At 73.9% G+C, this 17,278-nt stretch carries 13 protein-coding genes; 7 read left to right on the top strand and 6 right to left on the bottom strand.

The window, feature by feature from the left end; all coding sequences use genetic code 11:
- Positions 1-81: 81 nt before the first annotated feature.
- A complete protein-coding gene (locus OH807_RS28770) occupies positions 82-861 on the top strand; it encodes a TIGR04222 domain-containing membrane protein (protein ID WP_406204400.1) in 780 nt (259 codons plus the stop codon).
- A gap of 275 nt (positions 862-1,136) precedes the next feature.
- Here OH807_RS28770 and hemQ read toward each other — a convergent pair whose 3' ends face one another.
- The 3 genes from hemQ to OH807_RS28755 are packed head-to-tail and all read right to left on the bottom strand — an operon-like array spanning position 1,137 to position 3,935.
- Positions 1,137-1,862 carry a hydrogen peroxide-dependent heme synthase gene (gene hemQ, locus OH807_RS28765; protein WP_406204397.1) on the bottom strand — a complete coding sequence of 242 codons (726 nt, stop codon included), beginning with the start codon at positions 1,860-1,862 and terminating at the stop codon, positions 1,137-1,139.
- A complete protein-coding gene (gene hemG, locus OH807_RS28760) occupies positions 1,859-3,295 on the bottom strand; it encodes a protoporphyrinogen oxidase (RefSeq protein WP_406204394.1) in 1,437 nt (478 codons plus the stop codon). The genes hemQ and hemG overlap by 4 nt, the downstream gene beginning before the upstream one ends.
- Before the next feature lie 34 nt (positions 3,296-3,329).
- Complete coding sequence (locus OH807_RS28755) at positions 3,330-3,935, bottom strand: Uma2 family endonuclease (protein WP_406204391.1); 606 nt, start codon at positions 3,933-3,935, stop codon at positions 3,330-3,332.
- 197 nt (positions 3,936-4,132) lie between these two features.
- Here OH807_RS28755 and OH807_RS28750 point away from each other — a divergent pair, with 197 nt between their 5' ends.
- Positions 4,133-5,140, top strand: a complete 1,008-nt coding sequence (locus OH807_RS28750; RefSeq protein ID WP_406204388.1) for a DUF4349 domain-containing protein — start codon at positions 4,133-4,135, stop codon at positions 5,138-5,140.
- An 86-nt stretch (positions 5,141-5,226) separates the two neighbouring features.
- On the opposite strand, the gene hemE is transcribed toward OH807_RS28750, so the two are convergent.
- Positions 5,227-6,240, bottom strand: a complete 1,014-nt coding sequence (gene hemE / locus OH807_RS28745) for a uroporphyrinogen decarboxylase (protein ID WP_406211249.1) — start codon at positions 6,238-6,240, stop codon at positions 5,227-5,229.
- Between the two features lie 247 nt (positions 6,241-6,487).
- On the opposite strand from hemE, the gene OH807_RS28740 reads away from it, so the two are divergent.
- From OH807_RS28740 to OH807_RS28720, 5 genes are all read left to right on the top strand, one after another.
- The gene (locus tag OH807_RS28740; protein ID WP_406204385.1) at positions 6,488-7,150 is read left to right on the top strand and encodes a DUF3000 domain-containing protein; all 663 of its coding nucleotides are present in this window, start codon (positions 6,488-6,490) and stop codon (positions 7,148-7,150) included.
- A 322-nt stretch (positions 7,151-7,472) separates the two neighbouring features.
- Positions 7,473-8,189: a LuxR C-terminal-related transcriptional regulator gene (locus tag OH807_RS28735; RefSeq protein WP_406204382.1), complete on the top strand. Its 717-nt coding sequence runs from the start codon at positions 7,473-7,475 to the stop codon at positions 8,187-8,189.
- A gap of 208 nt (positions 8,190-8,397) precedes the next feature.
- Positions 8,398-9,642: a ribonuclease D gene (locus OH807_RS28730; RefSeq protein ID WP_406204380.1), complete on the top strand. Its 1,245-nt coding sequence runs from the start codon at positions 8,398-8,400 to the stop codon at positions 9,640-9,642.
- A gap of 239 nt (positions 9,643-9,881) precedes the next feature.
- The gene (locus tag OH807_RS28725) at positions 9,882-11,099 is read left to right on the top strand and encodes a thiolase family protein (protein ID WP_406204377.1); all 1,218 of its coding nucleotides are present in this window, start codon (positions 9,882-9,884) and stop codon (positions 11,097-11,099) included.
- Positions 11,100-11,101: 2 nt separating this feature from the next.
- A complete protein-coding gene (locus OH807_RS28720; RefSeq protein ID WP_406204374.1) occupies positions 11,102-13,231 on the top strand; it encodes a 3-hydroxyacyl-CoA dehydrogenase NAD-binding domain-containing protein in 2,130 nt (709 codons plus the stop codon).
- A gap of 214 nt (positions 13,232-13,445) precedes the next feature.
- On the opposite strand, the gene OH807_RS28715 is transcribed toward OH807_RS28720, so the two are convergent.
- A complete protein-coding gene (locus tag OH807_RS28715) occupies positions 13,446-14,996 on the bottom strand; it encodes an ArnT family glycosyltransferase (protein ID WP_406204371.1) in 1,551 nt (516 codons plus the stop codon).
- A gap of 168 nt (positions 14,997-15,164) precedes the next feature.
- Complete coding sequence (gene dxs / locus OH807_RS28710; protein ID WP_406204369.1) at positions 15,165-17,084, bottom strand: 1-deoxy-D-xylulose-5-phosphate synthase; 1,920 nt, start codon at positions 17,082-17,084, stop codon at positions 15,165-15,167.
- Positions 17,085-17,278: the final 194 nt, after the last annotated feature.

Here is a 17,278-nt window from a genome sequence, read left to right as displayed (position 1 = left end):
GGGGCCCTCCCGAGTCACAGTTCGGTATCGCGGTCCGGAATTGCGTTCCGCACAAGGTGAGGGCGGGTCTACAACAAGCCCATGTGGTTGCTCTTCCTGATCCCGGCCTGCGCCGCCGCGGTGCTCTCCTGCATCCGGCTGGTCCGGATGACCGCCACCGCCGACGCGCTCGCCGGCCAGGACGGCCCCCGGCCGCCCGAGGCGGTCGGGGTCGGGCTGTACGAGACGGCGTACCTGGCGGGCGGCCCGGAGCGGGTGGTCGAGCTCGCCCTGGTCCTGATGGCCTCGCGCGGCCGGCTGCACCTCGCCCACACCGGCTGGACCACCGTCGTCGACCCGAGGGGCCGCAGCCGGCTGGAACGCGCGGTGGTCGCCGCCGCCGGCCCGGACGGCCAGTGCCGGACGGACGAGCTGCGCCGGGCGATGGCCGTCCACCCCACCGTGCTGGAGATCGGCGCCCGGCTCTCGCTGGCCGGCCTGGCCACCCCGGCCCTGGTGCAGCAGCACACGGTGCTGGTGATCCGGCAGGTCCGGCAGGCGCTGCTGCTGTCGCTGGTCCTGCTGGCCGGCGCGCTGGCCGTCGCCGGCCTGACCGGGGGTGACGCGTCGGCGGCGCTCGCCTGGTTCGCGCTGCCGCTGGTGCTCACCTCGGGCACGCTGCTGATGGCCCGGGTCGACGTCTACCCCTACACCCACTGGGCGTCGCCGGTCGGGCAGGAGGTGCTCCGCGAGGTCCGCCCACCGCGCCAACGCGGCCTGACCGACGACGACGAGCGCGAACTGCTCACCGCCGTCGCGATGATCGGCCCCGCCGCCCACCCCGACGCCCGGCTCCGCGCGGCCCTGGGTCACCGGCACTGACCGCGCCCGGCCGGGGTCGGCCGGGGCCGGCCGGGGCCGGCCGGGGCCGGCCGGGGCCGGCCGGGGCCGGCCGGGGCCGGCCGGGGCCGGCCGGGGCCGGCCGGGGCCGGCCGGGGCCGGCCGGGGCCGGGCCGGGGCCGGCCGGGGCCGGGCCGGGGCCGGGCCGGGGCCGGGCCGGGGCCGGGCCGGGGCCGGGCCGGGGCCGGGCCGGACGTGCCGAGGGCCGGTCCCCCCGATCGGGGGGACCGGCCCTCGGCACGTCCGGGGCTCCGGTCTCAGACCAGGCCGTTCAGCAGCTCGCTGACCGGCTTGCGGCGCCCGGTGTAGAACGGCACCTCCTCGCGCACGTGCAGTCGCGCGCGGGACGGGCGCAGGTCGCGCATCAGGTCGACGATCCGGTGCAGCTCGTCCGCCTCGAAGGCGAGCAGCCACTCGTAGTCGCCGAGCGCGAACGAGGCCACCGTGTTGGCCCGCACGTCCGGGTAGCCACGCGCCATCTGGCCGTGCTCGGCGAGCATCGCGCGCCGCTCGGCGTCCGGCAGCAGGTACCACTCGTAGGAGCGGACGAACGGGTAGACGCAGACGTAGTCGCGCGGGCGCTCGTCGGCGAGGAACGCCGGGATGTGCGACTTGTTGAACTCCGCCGGGCGGTGCAGCGCCATGTTCGACCAGACCGGCTCCAGCTCGCGGCCCAGGCCGGTCCGGCGGAAGCGGTTGTACGCCTCCTGGAGGTCGTCCGAGTCCGCCGCGTGCCACCAGACCAGGATGTCGGCGTCCGCGCGCAGCCCGGACACGTCGTACGTCCCGCGCACCGTGACGTCCTTCGCGGCGAGCTGCTCGAACAGCTCCTCCACCTCGGTGGCCAGCGCGGTGCGGTCCTCGGGCAGGGCGCCCTTGAGCTTGAACACCGACCACATGGTGTAGCGGATGACCTGGTTCAGGTCGCGCGCCTTCTTCTTCTCGGGCTGCTGCTCCGGCTGCTGCTCAACGGTCTCAGTCATGCGCCCATTGTCCTCTCCGTGACGTCCGCCCCGGTCGCCGGGGTCAACACCTTGTCGATCTCCGCTACGGCCGCCCGGGCGCTCGCGATGCACGCCGGGATGCCCACGCCGCCGTACGCGGCCCCGCACAGCGCCAGGGCGCCGACCCGCGCGGCGGCGGCCCGGATCCGGGTCACCCGGTCGAGGTGGCCGACCGGGTACTGCGGCAGGCCGGCCGGCCAGCGGGTGACGGCCGTGTCGTACGGCCGGGCGGTCAGGCCGATCGCCTCGCCCAGGTCGGCCAGCGAGCGCGCCACCAGCTCCTCGTCCGGCAGGTCCAGCGGCTGCTCCTCGCGCAGCCGGCCGAGCGAGGTGCGCAGGAGGAAGCTGTCCGGGGCCGAGCGCTCCAGCCAGCCCCACTTGTTGGACGAGAAGGTGGACGCCTTGATCCGGCGGCCGTCCACCGGCGGCACCAGGAACCCGCTGCCGGCCGGCGGCTCCGGCAGGTCGGCCCGCCGGAAGGCCAGCGTGACCAGCGCCATCCCCGCGTACTCGACGCCGTCCAGCTCGGCCGCCGCCCCGGGCACGTCGGCGCGCAGCAGCCGGGCCGCGGCGGGCGCGGGCACGGCCAGCACCACGGCGTCCGCGTGCAGCACCTCCCCGCTGCCGGTGACCACCCGCCAGCCGTCGGCGGTGCGGCGCAGGCCGTCCACCGCCGTCCCGGTGCGCAGGTCGACGCCGGCCGCGGCGCAGGCCTCGGCGACGGCCACGGGCAGGGTGCCGAGGCCGCCGCGCAGGCCCTGGAAGACGGGGGTCGAGACGGTCTGCGGGCGGGTGGCCAGCGCGTGCACGCCCTCGACCAGCGAGCCGCCGCCGCGGGCGATCTCCAGCAGCTGCGGCACGGCGGCGCGCAGCGAGATCTCGTCCGCGCGCCCGGCGTAGACGCCGCCGAGCAGCGGCTCGACCAGCCGGTCCACCACCTCGCGGCCCAGCCGGTCGGCGACGTAGCGCCCGATCGCCACGTCGTCCGTGACGCGCTCCCCGGTGCCCTCGTGCCGGGCCCGCTCCAGGCCCTCCGGGCTCAGCACCCCGGACGCCGCGAGCGCCGCCAAGTCCCCCGGGACGCCCATCACCTGGCCGCCGGGCAGCGGCCGCAGCGCGCCGCGCGTCCAGATCGCGGCCCTGGCGGTGGTCGGCGGCTCCAGCTCGGCGCCGAGCCCGACCGCGCGGGCCAGCTCGACCGCCTCGGGCCGCCGGGCGAGCATCGACTCGGCCCCGAGGTCCACCCGGACCCCGCCGACCTCGCCGCCGAACAGCTTCCCGCCGAGCCGCTCCGAGGCCTCCAGCAGCGTCACCCGGGCCCGCGCCGGCCCGCCGGCCGCCCCCGAGAGGAACGCCGCCGCGGCCAGCCCCGCGATACCTCCGCCGATCACCACGACCTGTGCTTGCGCCATGCCCCGCAGTCTCGCAGGTCCTTACATCTTTGCCTCAATCCGCCCGCTTCGACCCCTTCGACCGGTTCGGGGCCGGCACGAGCGCGTCGAGGTCGACGGCGACGGGGAACGGCACCGGCCGTTCCAGCAGGCTCCGGAAGATCCCGGCGGGCGCGTACGCGGAGGTGGCGGCGTCCAGCTCGTAGACGTGCACCACGGGGAGGCCGTCCTCCTCCTCGATCACCCAGTAGTGCGCGATCCCGGCCTCGGCGTACTTGCGCAGCTTGACGGTGCGGTCCCGGTGCGCCGACTCCGGCGAGACGACCTCCACGACGAGCGAGACCTCCTCGGCGGCGTACCAGGTGCGGTCCGGATCGTACGAGCCCACCGCGACCAGCAGGTCCGGCTCGGGGCGGTTGTGCCGGTCGAGCTTGACCGTCATCTCACGCTCGGCCAGGTACCCGTCCGGTACGAGAGCCTCCAACAAGGCGGTCAGGGCGGTGACGACCCGGCTGTGCCAGGAGCGCTGCGGGGACATCATGAAGACCAGCACTCCGTCGATCAGTTCGGTGTGCCGCGGTGCCTGCGGAAGGTGGTCGAGGTCGTCGGCGATCCACCCCTCCGCCCGGGGTGCGTACATCCAGTCCGGCAACTCACTCATGGGACCCAAAATAGCGCCCGGCCGGGCCTGCGCGGGCGCGCTGCGGCGGCGGCCCGGGCCGCCGCCTTGTCCGGGCCGCGGCCGAGCCGTGACCGAGTTGCGATCTCCCGGGCGGGTCCGATCGGGCGGCGCCACCGTCCAATGGGCCGGACGCCCCAACGGGGGCTCCGGCCAGAGGACTTGGGGAGGGCACGATCGTGGTGCGAGAACGGCGCGGAGCGGGGCGCGGAGCGGCGGCGGCCGTCGCGGTGGTCACGGTGGCGGTGCTGGCCGGCGGGTGCGGCGCGGGTGCCGAGCGCGGCGCGGACAGTGCGGCGGCGGCCAAGCAGGAGGGGGCTGCGGCGGCCGGTGCGCCCGCGGTGGGGGCGGCGCCGGTGCAGCCGTCGGCTGCCGCGAAGGCGGGCGCACCGGCCGCCGACGGGGCGGCGCAGACCGGCGCCGTGCCGGTGGCCGACCCCCGGCTGATCGCGTACACGGCGCAGCTGTCGGTGCGGACGAAGGACGTGGCCGGGGCGCTGGCGAAGGCGCGGGAGCTGGCGGCGGCGGCCGGGGGCTACGTCGGCGCCGAGACGGTCAGCGGCACCGGTGAGGGCTCCGGGCAGAGCGGCCAGATCACCGTGAAGGTGCCGTCGGCGACGTTCCAGCAGACGCTGGACCGGCTCGCCGCGCTCGGCGAGGTGCTGTCGCGCCGCAGTCAGGCCGACGACCTCACCCAGCAGGTGGCGGACGTCTCCAGCCGGGTGCAGACCCAGCAGGCGAGCGTCGACCGGGTCCGGGCGCTGATGGCGCAGGCGAAGACGCTGGGCGAGGTCACCAGCCTGGAGGGCGAGCTGAGCCGCCGCGAGGCGGATCTGGAGTCGCTGCAGAAGCAGCTGAAGGAGCTGTCGGCGCGGACGTCGCTCTCCACCGTCACGGTGGACGTGCGGCAGCAGGCGGCCCCGGTGCCGGTCGCGCCGGAGAAGGAGGAGGACGGGTTCCTGGCCGCGGTCGGCTCCGCGCTGGGCGGCGGCTGGCACGTCCTGGTTGCGATCGTGCGCGGCCTCGCGGTGGCGGTGGCCGCGGCCGCGCCGTTCCTGCTGGTGCTGGTACCGGCGGCGCTGGCGTTCCGGCTGGTCCGCCGGCGCCGCACGGTAGCGGCCGGGGCGCCGGCGGTGCCGGCCGAGGAGGCCAAGGAGGAGGCGACGGCGGAGCGGCAGGACGGCTGAGCACCGGCGGCAGGACGAACGACGGGCGGCGGGCCCCCGCGCGAAGGGGGCCCGCCGCCCGGTCGGGCGCCTCGGGCGCCGGGGGCTCAGCGCGCGCTGGCCTCGTGCACGAACGCGACGAGCCGGCTGAGCGCGTCCGGGTCCATGCTGGGCAGCACGCCGTGGCCGAGGTTGAAGATGTGGCCGCTGGTGCCGAGGGCCCGGGCGGCGTCCAGCACCTCGCGGGCCTTGGTCTCGACGGCCTCGGTGGGCGCGAAGAGCACGGCCGGGTCGAGGTTGCCCTGGAGGCCCTTGCCGGGGCCGACGCGCTCGGCGGCGACGTTCAGCGGCACCCGCCAGTCGACGCCGACGATGTCCGCGCCGGCCTCACCCATCAGGCCGAGCAGCTCGCCGGTGCCGACGCCGAAGTGGATCCGCGGCACGCCGTAGCCGGCGACGGCGTCGAACACCTTGGTGCTGGCGGGCATGACGGAGCGGCGGTAGTCCTCCGGGGCGAGCGCGCCGACCCAGGAGTCGAACAGCTGGACGGCGGAGGCGCCGGCCTCGATCTGCACCTTGAGGAAGGCGGAGGTGATGTCGGCGAGCCGGTCGACCAGGGCGGCCCACAGCTCGGGCTGCCCGTACATCATGGCCTTGGTGTTCTCGTGGTTCTTGGACGGGCCGCCCTCGACCAGGTAGCTGGCCAGCGTGTACGGCGCACCGGCGAAGCCGATCAGCGGGGTGCCGCCGAGCTCGTCGACCAGCAGGCCGATCGCCTCGGTGATGTAGGGGACGTCGTCGGGCTCCAGCGGGCGGAGCCGCCGGAGGTCCTCGGCGGTGCGGATCGGGTCGGCGATGACCGGGCCGATGCCGGGCTTGATGTCGACGTCGATGCCGATCGCCTTGAGCGGCACCACGATGTCGCTGAAGAAGATCGCCGCGTCCACCTTGTGCCGGCGCACCGGCTGGAGGGTGATCTCCTTGACCAGCTCGGGCCGCATGCAGGACTCCAGCATGGGGATGCCCTCGCGGACCTTCAGGTACTCGGGCAGCGAGCGGCCCGCCTGGCGCATGAACCACACGGGGGTGTGCGGCACCGGCTCGTGCCGGCACGCGCGCAGGAACGCGGAGTCGTACGCGGCGCCGCGGCGCGCGGGGGCCTGCTGACCGGGGGTGGTGCCGGCCTGGGCGGCCGCCGTGGTGTCTGCCGTAGTCTCGCTCACGGTTCAAATCTTCGCACGCGCTCCCCACCCGCCTTTCCGGCCGGTCTCGTCGGTTCCTCCAAGATCTGGCCGGTTTGCCGGTCCGGCACGCCGCGTGAGCAGAAGTTACGGCGATTACCCAGGTTTTCGACCTAGTCTTCGGGTCATGGCAGCGGTCGGCGGGCACCCCGCACAGGGTGGCGGAACAGGTGGCGGAACGGGTCGGGAGGCGGCGCCGAGGGAGTTCCGGGCCGCCGTCGAGGCCCTGACGGGCGCGCGGCTGCGCCCCGAGCTCTCCCTCTCCCCCGCCCCGGCCCCCCGCCGGCTCGCCCCGCACGCCTTCGCCCTGACCGCCACGGTTGAGGTGGACGGCGACGAGCTGGCCGACGGCCGGCTGGTGCTGCTGTACGACCCGGCCGGCCAGGAGGCCTGGAACGGGGACTTCCGCGTGGTGACCATGACCCGGGCGGAGCTGGAGCCGGAGATGGCCGGCGACCCGATGCTCTCCGAGGTCGGCTGGGCCTGGCTGCTGGACGCGCTGCAGGCGCACGGCGCGGGCTACGCGGAGCCGTCGGGCACGGTGACCAGGTGCGCTTCGCAGTACTTCGGCGGCCTGGCCGACCGGGAGTCGTCCACCGAGATCGAGATCCGGGCGTCCTGGACGCCGGCCGACGGACGCTTCGAGCGGCACCTCGCGGCCTGGGGGGACCTCCTCTGTCTCGGCGCCGGCCTGCCGCCGGCCGCCCCGGCGCCGCAGCCCACGGCCGACGTGCCGTCACTCGGCGGGGTGGTCCCGATGCCCGCCCGCCGGCGCCCGCGTTCGCACTGACGGGTGGCTTCCGGGCCGGTCGGCCCCGGCGTGCCCGCCGCCACCCCCAGGGCTGACGGAGTGTGACTTCGGATCCGCTCTGCGTCAATTAACCGGTCGGAGCCGACCGTCCCCCGCCGAGATCTGATCGATTTTGTGCGATTTCCAGGCATGTCGTAATCAGTCACCTGCACGATTTGTCCGTATTGTTACTCACTAGATCGTGATCTTTCGCTAAAGCCGGGCACGGTTGTTGCCGAAGCAGACTGTGACCCTTTCCGAACGCGGAACACTCCGACCGCCCCCATCGGGGTTCCGTCCGCCACTCCCCGCAGGAGGCCTGGTGTCGGTCCTTCTTGAGCACCCCGCAAACGTGGTCGCCTACCGGCCGACCAAGCCCACCGCCATGGTGGTCATCGCCGATCCCCGTGTCCGAAACACCGTCACCCGCCACCTCTGGGCGCTCGGCGTCCGTGACGTGATCGAGGTGTCCTCGATCGCCGAGGCCCGCCCCCGGGTCTCCACCCCGCGCGACATCTGCGTCGCCGACGTCCACCTCCCGGACGGCTCCGGGCTGACCATCCTGGCCGAGACCCGCGCCGCGGGCTGGCCGAACGGCCTGGCACTCTCCGCCGCCGACGACATCGGCGCGGTCCGCAGCGCGCTGGCCGGCGGCGTCAAGGGCTACGTGGTCACCGGTACCCGGACCAACGTCGCCATGCCGGGCCGCCCCGGTCTCCCCCTCGGTGCCGGCGGCCTGGCCGGCCGGATGCGCCGCCCCGGCATGCCGGGCGTGCCGGGTGCGGCCGGTGCGCCGGGCGCCCCCGGGGCCCCCGGTGCGCCGGGCACGCAGCAGGCCGCCTACCGCGAGCTCTCCGGCCGCGAGGTCGAGGTGCTGCGACTGGTCGCCGAGGGCCAGTCCAACAAGGCGATCGGCGTCGCGATGGGCCTGTCCGCGCTCACCGTGAAGAGCCACCTCGCCCGGATCGCCCGCAAGCTGGGCACCGGCGACCGGGCCGGCATGGTCGCGGTCGCCCTGCGTACCGGCATCATCCACTGAGTCGTCGGTGGGACCGCTGCGGCGGCTCTGGAGGAACGTTCCTCCAGAGCCGCCGCAGCGGCGTCGGGCGCCGCCGCGCCGACCGTGCCGGGCGACGCGCCCGTGGCCGCACCGGGCCCGCCCGGTGACGCGCGCGGGCGTGCCCGCCGACCCGGTCTGACCAGTCCGACAACACTCCCGGCTGCGAGGTCCGTCGTACCCTTGGTAGGTGACCGACGCCGTAGCAGCCATCCCAGAAGAAGCAGCCCCGGTCCCACTCCTCGAACCGAAGGAGGGGATCCCGCCAGTCGTGGCGGACGAGCGGGCGCTGGCCGCCACCGTCGCCGCCTTCGCCGCGGGCACCGGACCGGTTGCCGTCGATGCCGAGCGGGCCTCCGGCTACCGGTACGGCCAGCGCGCGTACCTCATCCAGCTGCGCCGCGCGGGCTCCGGCACCGCGCTGATCGACCCGATCGCCTGTCCCGACCTCAGCGGGCTGGGCGCCGCCCTCGCGGACACCGAATGGGTGGTGCACGCCGCCACCCAGGACCTGCCCTGCCTCGCCGAGGTCGGCATGCGCCCGCAGCGGCTCTTCGACACCGAGCTGGCCGGGCGGATCGCCGGGTTCGCCCGGGTCGGCCTCGGGCCGATGACCGAGAGCGTGCTCGGCCTGAGCCTCGCCAAGGAGCACTCGGCGGTGGACTGGTCCACCCGCCCGCTGCCCGAGCCGTGGCTGCGCTACGCCGCCCTGGACGTCGAGGTGCTGGTCGAGCTGCGCGACGCGCTCGAACAGGAGCTGGAGGCCCAGGGCAAGCTCGACTGGGCGCTGGAGGAGTTCGCCGCGATCGCCTCCGCGCCCCGCCCGGCACCGCGCACCGACCCGTGGCGCCGCACCTCGCAGCTGCACAAGGTCCGCCGTCGCCGCCAGCTGGCCGTGGTCCGCGAGATCTGGCTGACCCGCGACCGGCTGGCCCAGGAGCGGGACGTCTCGCCGGGCCGGGTGCTCTCGGACGCCGCGATCGTCAACGCCGCCCTGGCCATGCCGCTCAACGTCGCCGCGCTCCAGGCCGTCCAGGGCTTCGGGCCGCGGGTGCACCGCCGGCAGCTGGAGCAGTGGCTGGCCGCCGTGCAGCGGGGCCGGGAGATCCCGGAGAACCAGCTGCCGCCGGCCTCCGCGCCGCACGACGGCCCGCCGCCGCCGCGCGCCTGGGCCGAGAAGGACCCGGTCGCGGCCGCCCGGCTCTCCGGGGCCCGGGCCGCCGTCAGCGAGCTGGCCGAGCAGCACAACCTGCCGGCCGAGAACCTGATCACCCCGGACCTCGTCCGCCGGGTGTCCTGGGAGCCGCCGGCCGATGCCGGCGCCGACAACGTGGCCGCCGCGCTGCGCCGGCTCGGCGCCCGGGCGTGGCAGGTCGCCCTGGTGGCACCGGCCGTCGCCGCCGCCTTCGCCGACGCCGCCGACGCGACCGACTGAGCGGGCCGGCCCCGCGCAGGACCGGAAGGGGATGCCGTCTTCGGACGGCATCCCCTCCGTCGTACCCGGCCTTCGGGGCACGTGTCGCGGGACACACCCGGAGATCGGGCCGCCGGGCCTGGGCAGGTTGGTTACCGGCGGGTAGCATGGCGGTGAAGCGGCACCGCCCACGTCCTCTCTGCGACGGACGGCGGCAGCCTGCCCACCTCAACCTGTTGGTCCCTGGGAGGAGAGCCCCCGTGCCTCGTACCGCGAGGGACGTCGTCTTCGTCGATGGCGTCCGCACCCCGTTCGGCAAGGCCGGCCCGAAGGGCATCTACCACGAGACCCGCGCCGACGACCTCGTCGTCAAGTGCATCCGGGAACTCGTGCGCCGAAACCCGAGCCTGCCCGTCGAGCGGATCGACGAGGTCGCCGTCGCGGCCACCACGCAGATCGGCGACCAGGGCCTGACGATCGGCCGCACCGCCGCCCTGCTGGCCGGCCTGCCGAAGTCCGTCCCCGGCTACTCGATCGACCGCATGTGTGCCGGCGCGCTGACCGCCGTCACCGCGACCGCCGGCGGCATCGCCTTCGGCGCGTACGACGTGGTCGTGGCCGGCGGTGTCGAGCACATGGGCCGCCACCCGATGGGCGAGGGCGTCGACCCGAACCCGCGCTTCGTCTCCGAGAAGCTCGTCGACGAGTCCGCCCTGTTCATGGGCATGACCGCGGAGAACCTGCACGACCGGTTCCCGCACATCACCAAGGAGCGGTGCGACGCCTACGCCGTGCGCTCCCAGGAGAAGGCCGCCAAGGCGTACGCCAACGGCGACATCCAGCCCGACCTGGTGCCGATCTCGATCCGCAACACCAACCCCGAGGTCGGCGAGACCGGCTGGGGCCTGGCCACCGTGGACGAGCCGCTGCGCCCGGGCACCACGATGGAGTCGCTGGCCGGCCTGAAGACCCCGTTCCGCCCGCACGGCAACATCACCGCGGGCAACTCGGCCGGTCTCAACGACGGTGCCACCGCCTCCCTGCTGGCCGCCGAGGACGTCGCCGAGGAGCTCGGCCTCCCGGTCAGGATGCGCCTGGTCTCGTACGCCTTCGCGGGCGTCGAGCCCGAGGTGATGGGCATCGGCCCGGTGCCGGCGACCGAGAAGGCGCTGGCCAAGGCCGGCCTGACGATCGACGACATCCAGGCCTTCGAGGTCAACGAGGCCTTCGCCGTCCAGGTACTGGCCTTCCTCGACCACTACGGCATCGCGGACGACGACGAGCGGGTCAACCCGTTCGGCGGCGCCATCGCCTTCGGTCACCCGCTGGCCTCCTCCGGCGTGCGCCTGATGAACCAGCTGGCCCGCCGCTTCGAGCAGCGCCCGGACGTCCGCTACGGCCTCACCACGATGTGCATCGGCTTCGGCATGGGCGGCACCATCATCTGGGAGAACCCGCACTTCGAGGGTGGTAAGTGACCATGAGCACCACGACCGATCTGCTCCAGCACGGCGCCCGGCTGTTCCCGGGCGAGGTCATCACGACCGCGCACGTGCGCCACCTCGACCTGCCGCTGCAGGCCGGCAAGCTGGCCCTGATCACCCTGGACAACGGCTTCGACCACACCAAGCCGACCACCTTCGGCCCGGGCTCGCTGCTGAAGCTGGACACCGCGCTGGACCAGGTCGAGGCCGAGGCCGCCGCGGGCACGATCGCCGGTGTCGCGATCACCGGCAAGCCGTTCATCTTCGCGGTCGGCGCCGACCTCAAGGGCGTCGAGCTGCTCAAGGAGCACGCGGACGCGCTGGCCATCGGCAAGGGCGGCCACGACGTCTTCAAGCGGATCGCCGCGCTGCCCGTCCCGTCCTTCGCGTTCTACAACGGCGCGGCCATGGGCGGCGGTGTCGAGGTCGGCCTGCACGCCACCTACCGCACCGTCAGCGCGGGCGTCCCGGCGTTCTCGCTGCCCGAGGTCTTCCTCGGCCTCGTCCCCGGCTGGGGCGGCTGCACCCTGCTGCCGAACCTGATCGGCCCGGCCAAGGCCGTCAAGGTCATCATCGAGAACTCGATGAACCAGAACAAGCAGCTCAAGGGCCAGGAGGTCTTCGAGCTCGGCATCGCCGACGCGATCTTCGAGCCCGCCGACTTCCTGGAGCAGTCGCTGCTCTGGGCCGCCAAGGTGCTCAAGGGCGACGTGGTCGTCGAGCGCGAGGCGATCGACCGCGGCAAGGCCTGGGACGACGCCGTCGCCTGGGGCCGCCTGGTCGCCGACGCCAAGGTGCACGGCGCCGCGCCGGCCGCCTACAAGGCGCTGGACATCATCCAGCAGGTGAAGGACGCCGACCTGCAGGCGGGCTTCGACGCCGAGGACGTGGCCCTGGCCGACCTCTTCATGAGCGGCGAGCTGCGCAGCGGCATCTACGCCTTCAACCTGGTGCAGCGCCGGGCCAAGCGCCCGGTCGGCGCGCCGGACAAGTCGCTGGCCCGCCCGGTCACCAAGGTCGGCGTCGTCGGCGCCGGTCTGATGGCCTCGCAGCTGGCGCTGCTGTTCGCCCGCCGTCTGGAGGTGCCGGTGGTCCTCACCGACATCGACCAGGAGCGCATCGACAAGGGCGTCGGCTACGTCCACGCCGAGATCGACAAGCTGCTCGCCAAGGGCCGGATCGGCAACGACAAGGCCAACCGCCTCAAGGGCCTGGTCACCGGCTCGCTCGACAAGGCGGCGGGCTTCGGCGACGCGGACTTCGTGATCGAGGCCGTGTTCGAGGAGATGGGCGTCAAGCAGACCGTCTTCGCCGACCTGGAGGACGTGGTCTCGCCGACCTGCGTGCTGGCGACCAACACCTCCTCCCTCTCGGTCAGCGAGATGGCCTCGAAGCTGAAGCACCCCGAGCGGGTCGTCGGCTTCCACTTCTTCAACCCGGTCGCGATCCTCCCGCTGCTGGAGATCGTCCGCGGCGAGCAGACCGACGCCGCCTCGCTGGCCACCGCCTTCGGGGTCTCGAAGAAGCTGAAGAAGACCTCGGTGCTGGTCAAGGACGCCCCGGCGTTCGTGGTGAACCGGATCCTGACCCGCTTCATGGGCGAGATCCAGGACATCATCGACGAGGGCACCCCGATCGCCACCGTCGAGAAGGGCGTCGAGCCGCTCGGCCTGCCGATGTCCCCGATCGTGCTGCTGGAGCTGGTCGGCCCGGCCATCGCCCTGCACGTCTCGGAGACCCTGCACCGGTCCTTCCCGGAGCGGTTCACCGTCTCCGAGAACCTGGGCAAGGTCGTCAAGGCCGGCAAGCGCGGCTTCTACACCTGGGTGGACGGCAAGCAGGTCCTCGACCCCGAGGTGCTGGAGCTGCTCTCCTTCGGCGACACCGTGCTGACCGAGGAGCAGGTGCTGAGCCGCTCCCTGGAGGCCGTCGCGCAGGAGATCGGCCTGATGCTGGAGGAGGGTGTCGTCGCCGAGGCGCAGGACATCGACCTCTGCATGATCACCGGCGCCGGCTGGCCCTTCCACCTGGGCGGGATCACCCCGTACCTGGACCGTGAGGGCGTCTCGGAGCGGGTGAACGGCAAGCCGTTCCTCGCCCCGGGTGTGGCCTCGCTGCCCGCCTAGCAGTGACGCGAGGAGCCCCGGTGACCGTGGAGGTCACCGGGGCTCTTTTCGTTCTGCCGGGCCGCTCGGCGCCGACGGCGGGACGTGGTGGGGCGGGGCCGGCGGGGCGTGGTCGGCGGGGCGCAGCGGGGCTGCGCAGGGCCGTGACGGGCCCGTGGCGGGCGGGAGGGGGCGGGGGCCGGATCGGGCGCCGGAGCCCCGGCCCGGCCCGGGCTCAGCGCTTGAGGCGGTAGACCACGGTGTCGGCGAAGACGCCGACCATCTCGTAGTGGGTGTCCAGCAGGTTCTCGATCTTCGGGATCTGGGTCGGCTGGTACGGCGAGAGGCCCGAGTCGTCCACGACCACCTCGGGGAGGCCGTTGTCGACCAGCTCCTTGTCGAAGGTCTGCCAGGCGTTGCTGACGCTGAACTGCTCGCCGACGTTGGCGTTGCCGTCCTTGCCGCCGCTGTAGTTGGTCAGGAATCCGGCCGTCAGGTAGCGGGTGGCCGGCTTGCGGTCGGCCAGCCAGTACAGCTCCGGGTGCATGCCCCAGACCAGCACGGTGTCCTTCGGGGTGGTCTGCGCGGCGACGGCGGTGGCCACCTCGGTGGTCCGGTTCAGCCGCTCCCCGGGCCAGGCCAGCGCCAGCCCCCAGAACGCGGTGGCGGCGACCGTGGTGTACACCAGCACGGGCTTCCAGCGGACCGCCGAGGTGGCGACCGCGCCGGTGCCCAGCAGCACCAGCGGGGGCATCAGCTGCAGGTAGTAGTGGCCGAAGAAGTGGAAGCCCACGCTGACGGCGACCACCGAGGAGAGCAGCCAGACCCAGAGGTCGGTGGTGGAGCCGTGCTCCTCCCCCGCGACCGGCAGCGGGCGGTGGCGGTACTTCAGCCAGAGCCTGCGCCCGACCGGCAGCAGGAAGCCCAGGCCGGCCGCGACCAGGATCGCCGAGTTGCCGAGCGCGCGGCCGGTCATCTGCAGCCAGGCGCCGCCGAACGAGGCGTAGTCGCCGCTGCCGGTGACCACCCAGAACAGGAAGCCCTTCGGCTTGGTGAGGATCACCGCCACCAGCGCTATCGGCAGAGTGAAGCCGAAGCCGATCTTGAACAGCGCGGGCGGCCAGCGGACCCCGCGCCGGCGGGCGTCCTGGAGGAGCATCCAGAGCACCGGCAGCAGCACCGCGCCGCCGGTCTGCTTGGTGAGCGAGCAGAGCGCCACGGCGATGCCGGCGGCCAGCCAGCGGCGGCGCTCGGCGTACCGGAAGGCCGCCACCATGGCGGGCAGCATGAAGACCTCGAAGGTGGCCGCCTGGGTGTCCTCCGGGGAGAGCCCGATGGAGACCAGCAGGTACAGCAGCCCGGCCCCGGCGCCGGCCCGGTTGCCCCAGCGGCCGCGGGCGATCGAGGCCAGCAGGATCGCGGTGACCAGGTGGGCCACCACCGCCAGGGTGCGCAGCGGCCAGAGCGAGGCGGAGCCGAAGAGCGCGAAGCAGGCCTGGTAGAGCCAGGGCAGCAGCGGCGGCTTCCGGTCGACGACGGTGTCGTAGAGAATGCCGCCGTCGGCCAGCATCCGGGCCTGGGTGGCGAGGAAGCCCTCGTCGGGGCTCCAGACCGGCCGGACGAAGGAGGGGATGTGGGTGACGAGGGCGACCAGCGCCAGCACCGGCACCAGCCTCGTCCAGTACCGCCCTCCCAGCCCGCCGAAGGGCAGCAGGAGCCCGGTACGGACGCGTTCGGGCAGGCGCTCGGCGAGCCCGGCGAGGCGGGGGCGGGTGGGGGTCGGCACGCATGACAACCTACCGGGCGGGATCGGCGCGGGCAGCGCCGGTCCCGCCTTTCGATGCGATTATCGTCCCGGCGTCTGGCCTCCCCCGGGCGAACTGTTGCGCACTTGTCGCAAACGGACGCCCCGGGGACGGGCCGGGAACGGGGCCGGAGCCCCGCGAGCGGTGGCTCAGGCCTCGACGGTGGCCACGTCGAGCCGGGCCAGCCGGGAGACCAGCGCCGTCACCTGACGGGCGATGTCGGGGGCGTTGAGGCCGATCTCGGCGAGGATCTCGCCCCGCGAGGCGTGGTCCAGGAACTCCTGCGGGATGCCGAAGTCACGCAGCGGGACGTCCACCTCGGCGTCGCGCAGCGCCTGCGCGACCATCGCGCCGACGCCGCCGACCCGGCCGTTGTCCTCGATCGTGACGACCGCCCGGTGCTCGGCCGCCAGGCCCGGCAGAGCCTTGTCCACCGGCTTGACCCAGCGCGGGTCCACCACGGTGGCGGTGATGCCCTGGGCGGCCAGCAGCCCGGCCACCTCCAGGCTGGTCGGGGCCATCGCGCCGACCGAGACGATCAGGACGTCGGCCCGGCGGCCCTCAGCACCCTCCGCCGGGGCGCTCTCGTGCAGCACGTCCATGCCGCCGATCCGGCCCACCGCGGCGACGGCCGGGCCGACCGTGCCCTTGGAGTAGCGGACCACGGTCGGGGCGTCCGTCACCTCGACGGCCTCGCGCAGCTGGGCCCGCACCTGGTCGGCGTCGCGCGGTGCGGCGAGCCGCAGACCGGGGACGACCTGCAGGATCGACATGTCCCACATGCCGTTGTGCGAGGCGCCGTCGGTGCCGGTGACGCCGGCCCGGTCCAGCACGAAGGTGACGCCCAGCTTGTGCAGGGCGACGTCCATCAGGACCTGGTCGAAGGCCCGGTTGAGGAAGGTCGCGTAGACCGCGAAGACCGGGTGCAGGCCGTTGGTGGCCAGGCCGGCCGCGCTGGTGACGGCGTGCTGCTCGGCGATGCCGACGTCGAAGATCCGGTCCGGGAAGGCCTTGGCGAACGGGGCCAGGCCGACCGGGTGCAGCATCGCGGCGGTGATCGCGACGATGTCCTCGCGCTCGCGGCCGAGGGCGACCATCTCCTCGCCGAAGACCGACGTCCAGTCCTTGCCGGAGCTCTTCACCGGCAGGCCGGTGTCCGGGTGGATGACGCCGACCGCGTGGAAGCGGTCCTCCTCGTTGTTCTCGGCGGCGTGGTAGCCGCGGCCCTTCTCGGTCAGGCAGTGCACGATCACCGGGCCGCCGAAGCCGCGCGCCTTGGTGAGCGCGGACTCCAGGGCGATGAGGTCGTGGCCGTCGATCGGGCCGATGTACTTGAGGCCGAGGTCCTCGAACATGCCCTGCGGGGCGATGAAGTCCTTCAGGCCCTTCTTGGCTCCGTGCAGGGTCTCGAAGAGCTGCTGGCCGACCACCGGGGTGCGCTGCAGCGCGTCCTTGCCCCAGGAGAGGAAGCGCTCGTAGCCCTGGGTGGTGCGCAGCGTGGCGAGGTGGTTGGCCAGGCCGCCGATGGTCGGCGAGTAGGAGCGCTCGTTGTCGTTGACGACGATGACGACCGGCAGGTCCTTGTTGTCGGCGATGTTGTTGAGCGCCTCCCAGGCCATCCCGCCGGTCAGCGCGCCGTCGCCGATCACGGCCACCACCGGGTCGTTCTTCCCCCGGACGCGGTTGGCCTTGGCCAGGCCGTCCGCGTAGGAGAGCACGGTGGAGGCGTGCGAGTTCTCGATGACGTCGTGCTCGGACTCCGCCCGGGACGGGTAGCCGGAGAGGCCGCCCTTCATCTTGAGCCGGGTGAAGTCCTGGCGGCCGGTGAGCAGCTTGTGGACGTAGCTCTGGTGGCCGGTGTCGAAGAGGATGCGGTCGCGCGGCGAGTCGAAGACCCGGTGCAGGGCGACGGTCAGCTCCACCACGCCGAGGTTCGGGCCGAGGTGGCCGCCCGTCTTGGAGACCTCCGTCACCAGGAAGGTCCGGATCTCCTGGGCCAGCGTCGCCAGCTGTCCGGGCGTGAGCCGGTCGAGATCGCGCGGTCCCCGAATGCGGGTCAGCAGGGCCACCCGTTCCTCCTCGTTCAAAGTCGCGGACCGCGGGCGGTCCGACGGGCGTCGCTGCCCGGTGGTGCCGACGCGCTCCGACGGTCTCGGTCGGTGCCGACCGGTCGAGTCTAATGTCCGCCTACCGGACACGGAGCGGGGCGCCCGGTGCCACTGGCCGGTTACCGCCCCGAACGGTGCGGTTCACGCGCGGCGAC

Source organism: Kitasatospora sp. NBC_01560, from assembly GCF_045208415.1.
Lineage (GTDB): Bacteria > Actinomycetota > Actinomycetes > Streptomycetales > Streptomycetaceae > Kitasatospora.
This window is presented reverse-complemented; position numbering and strand designations above follow the sequence as displayed.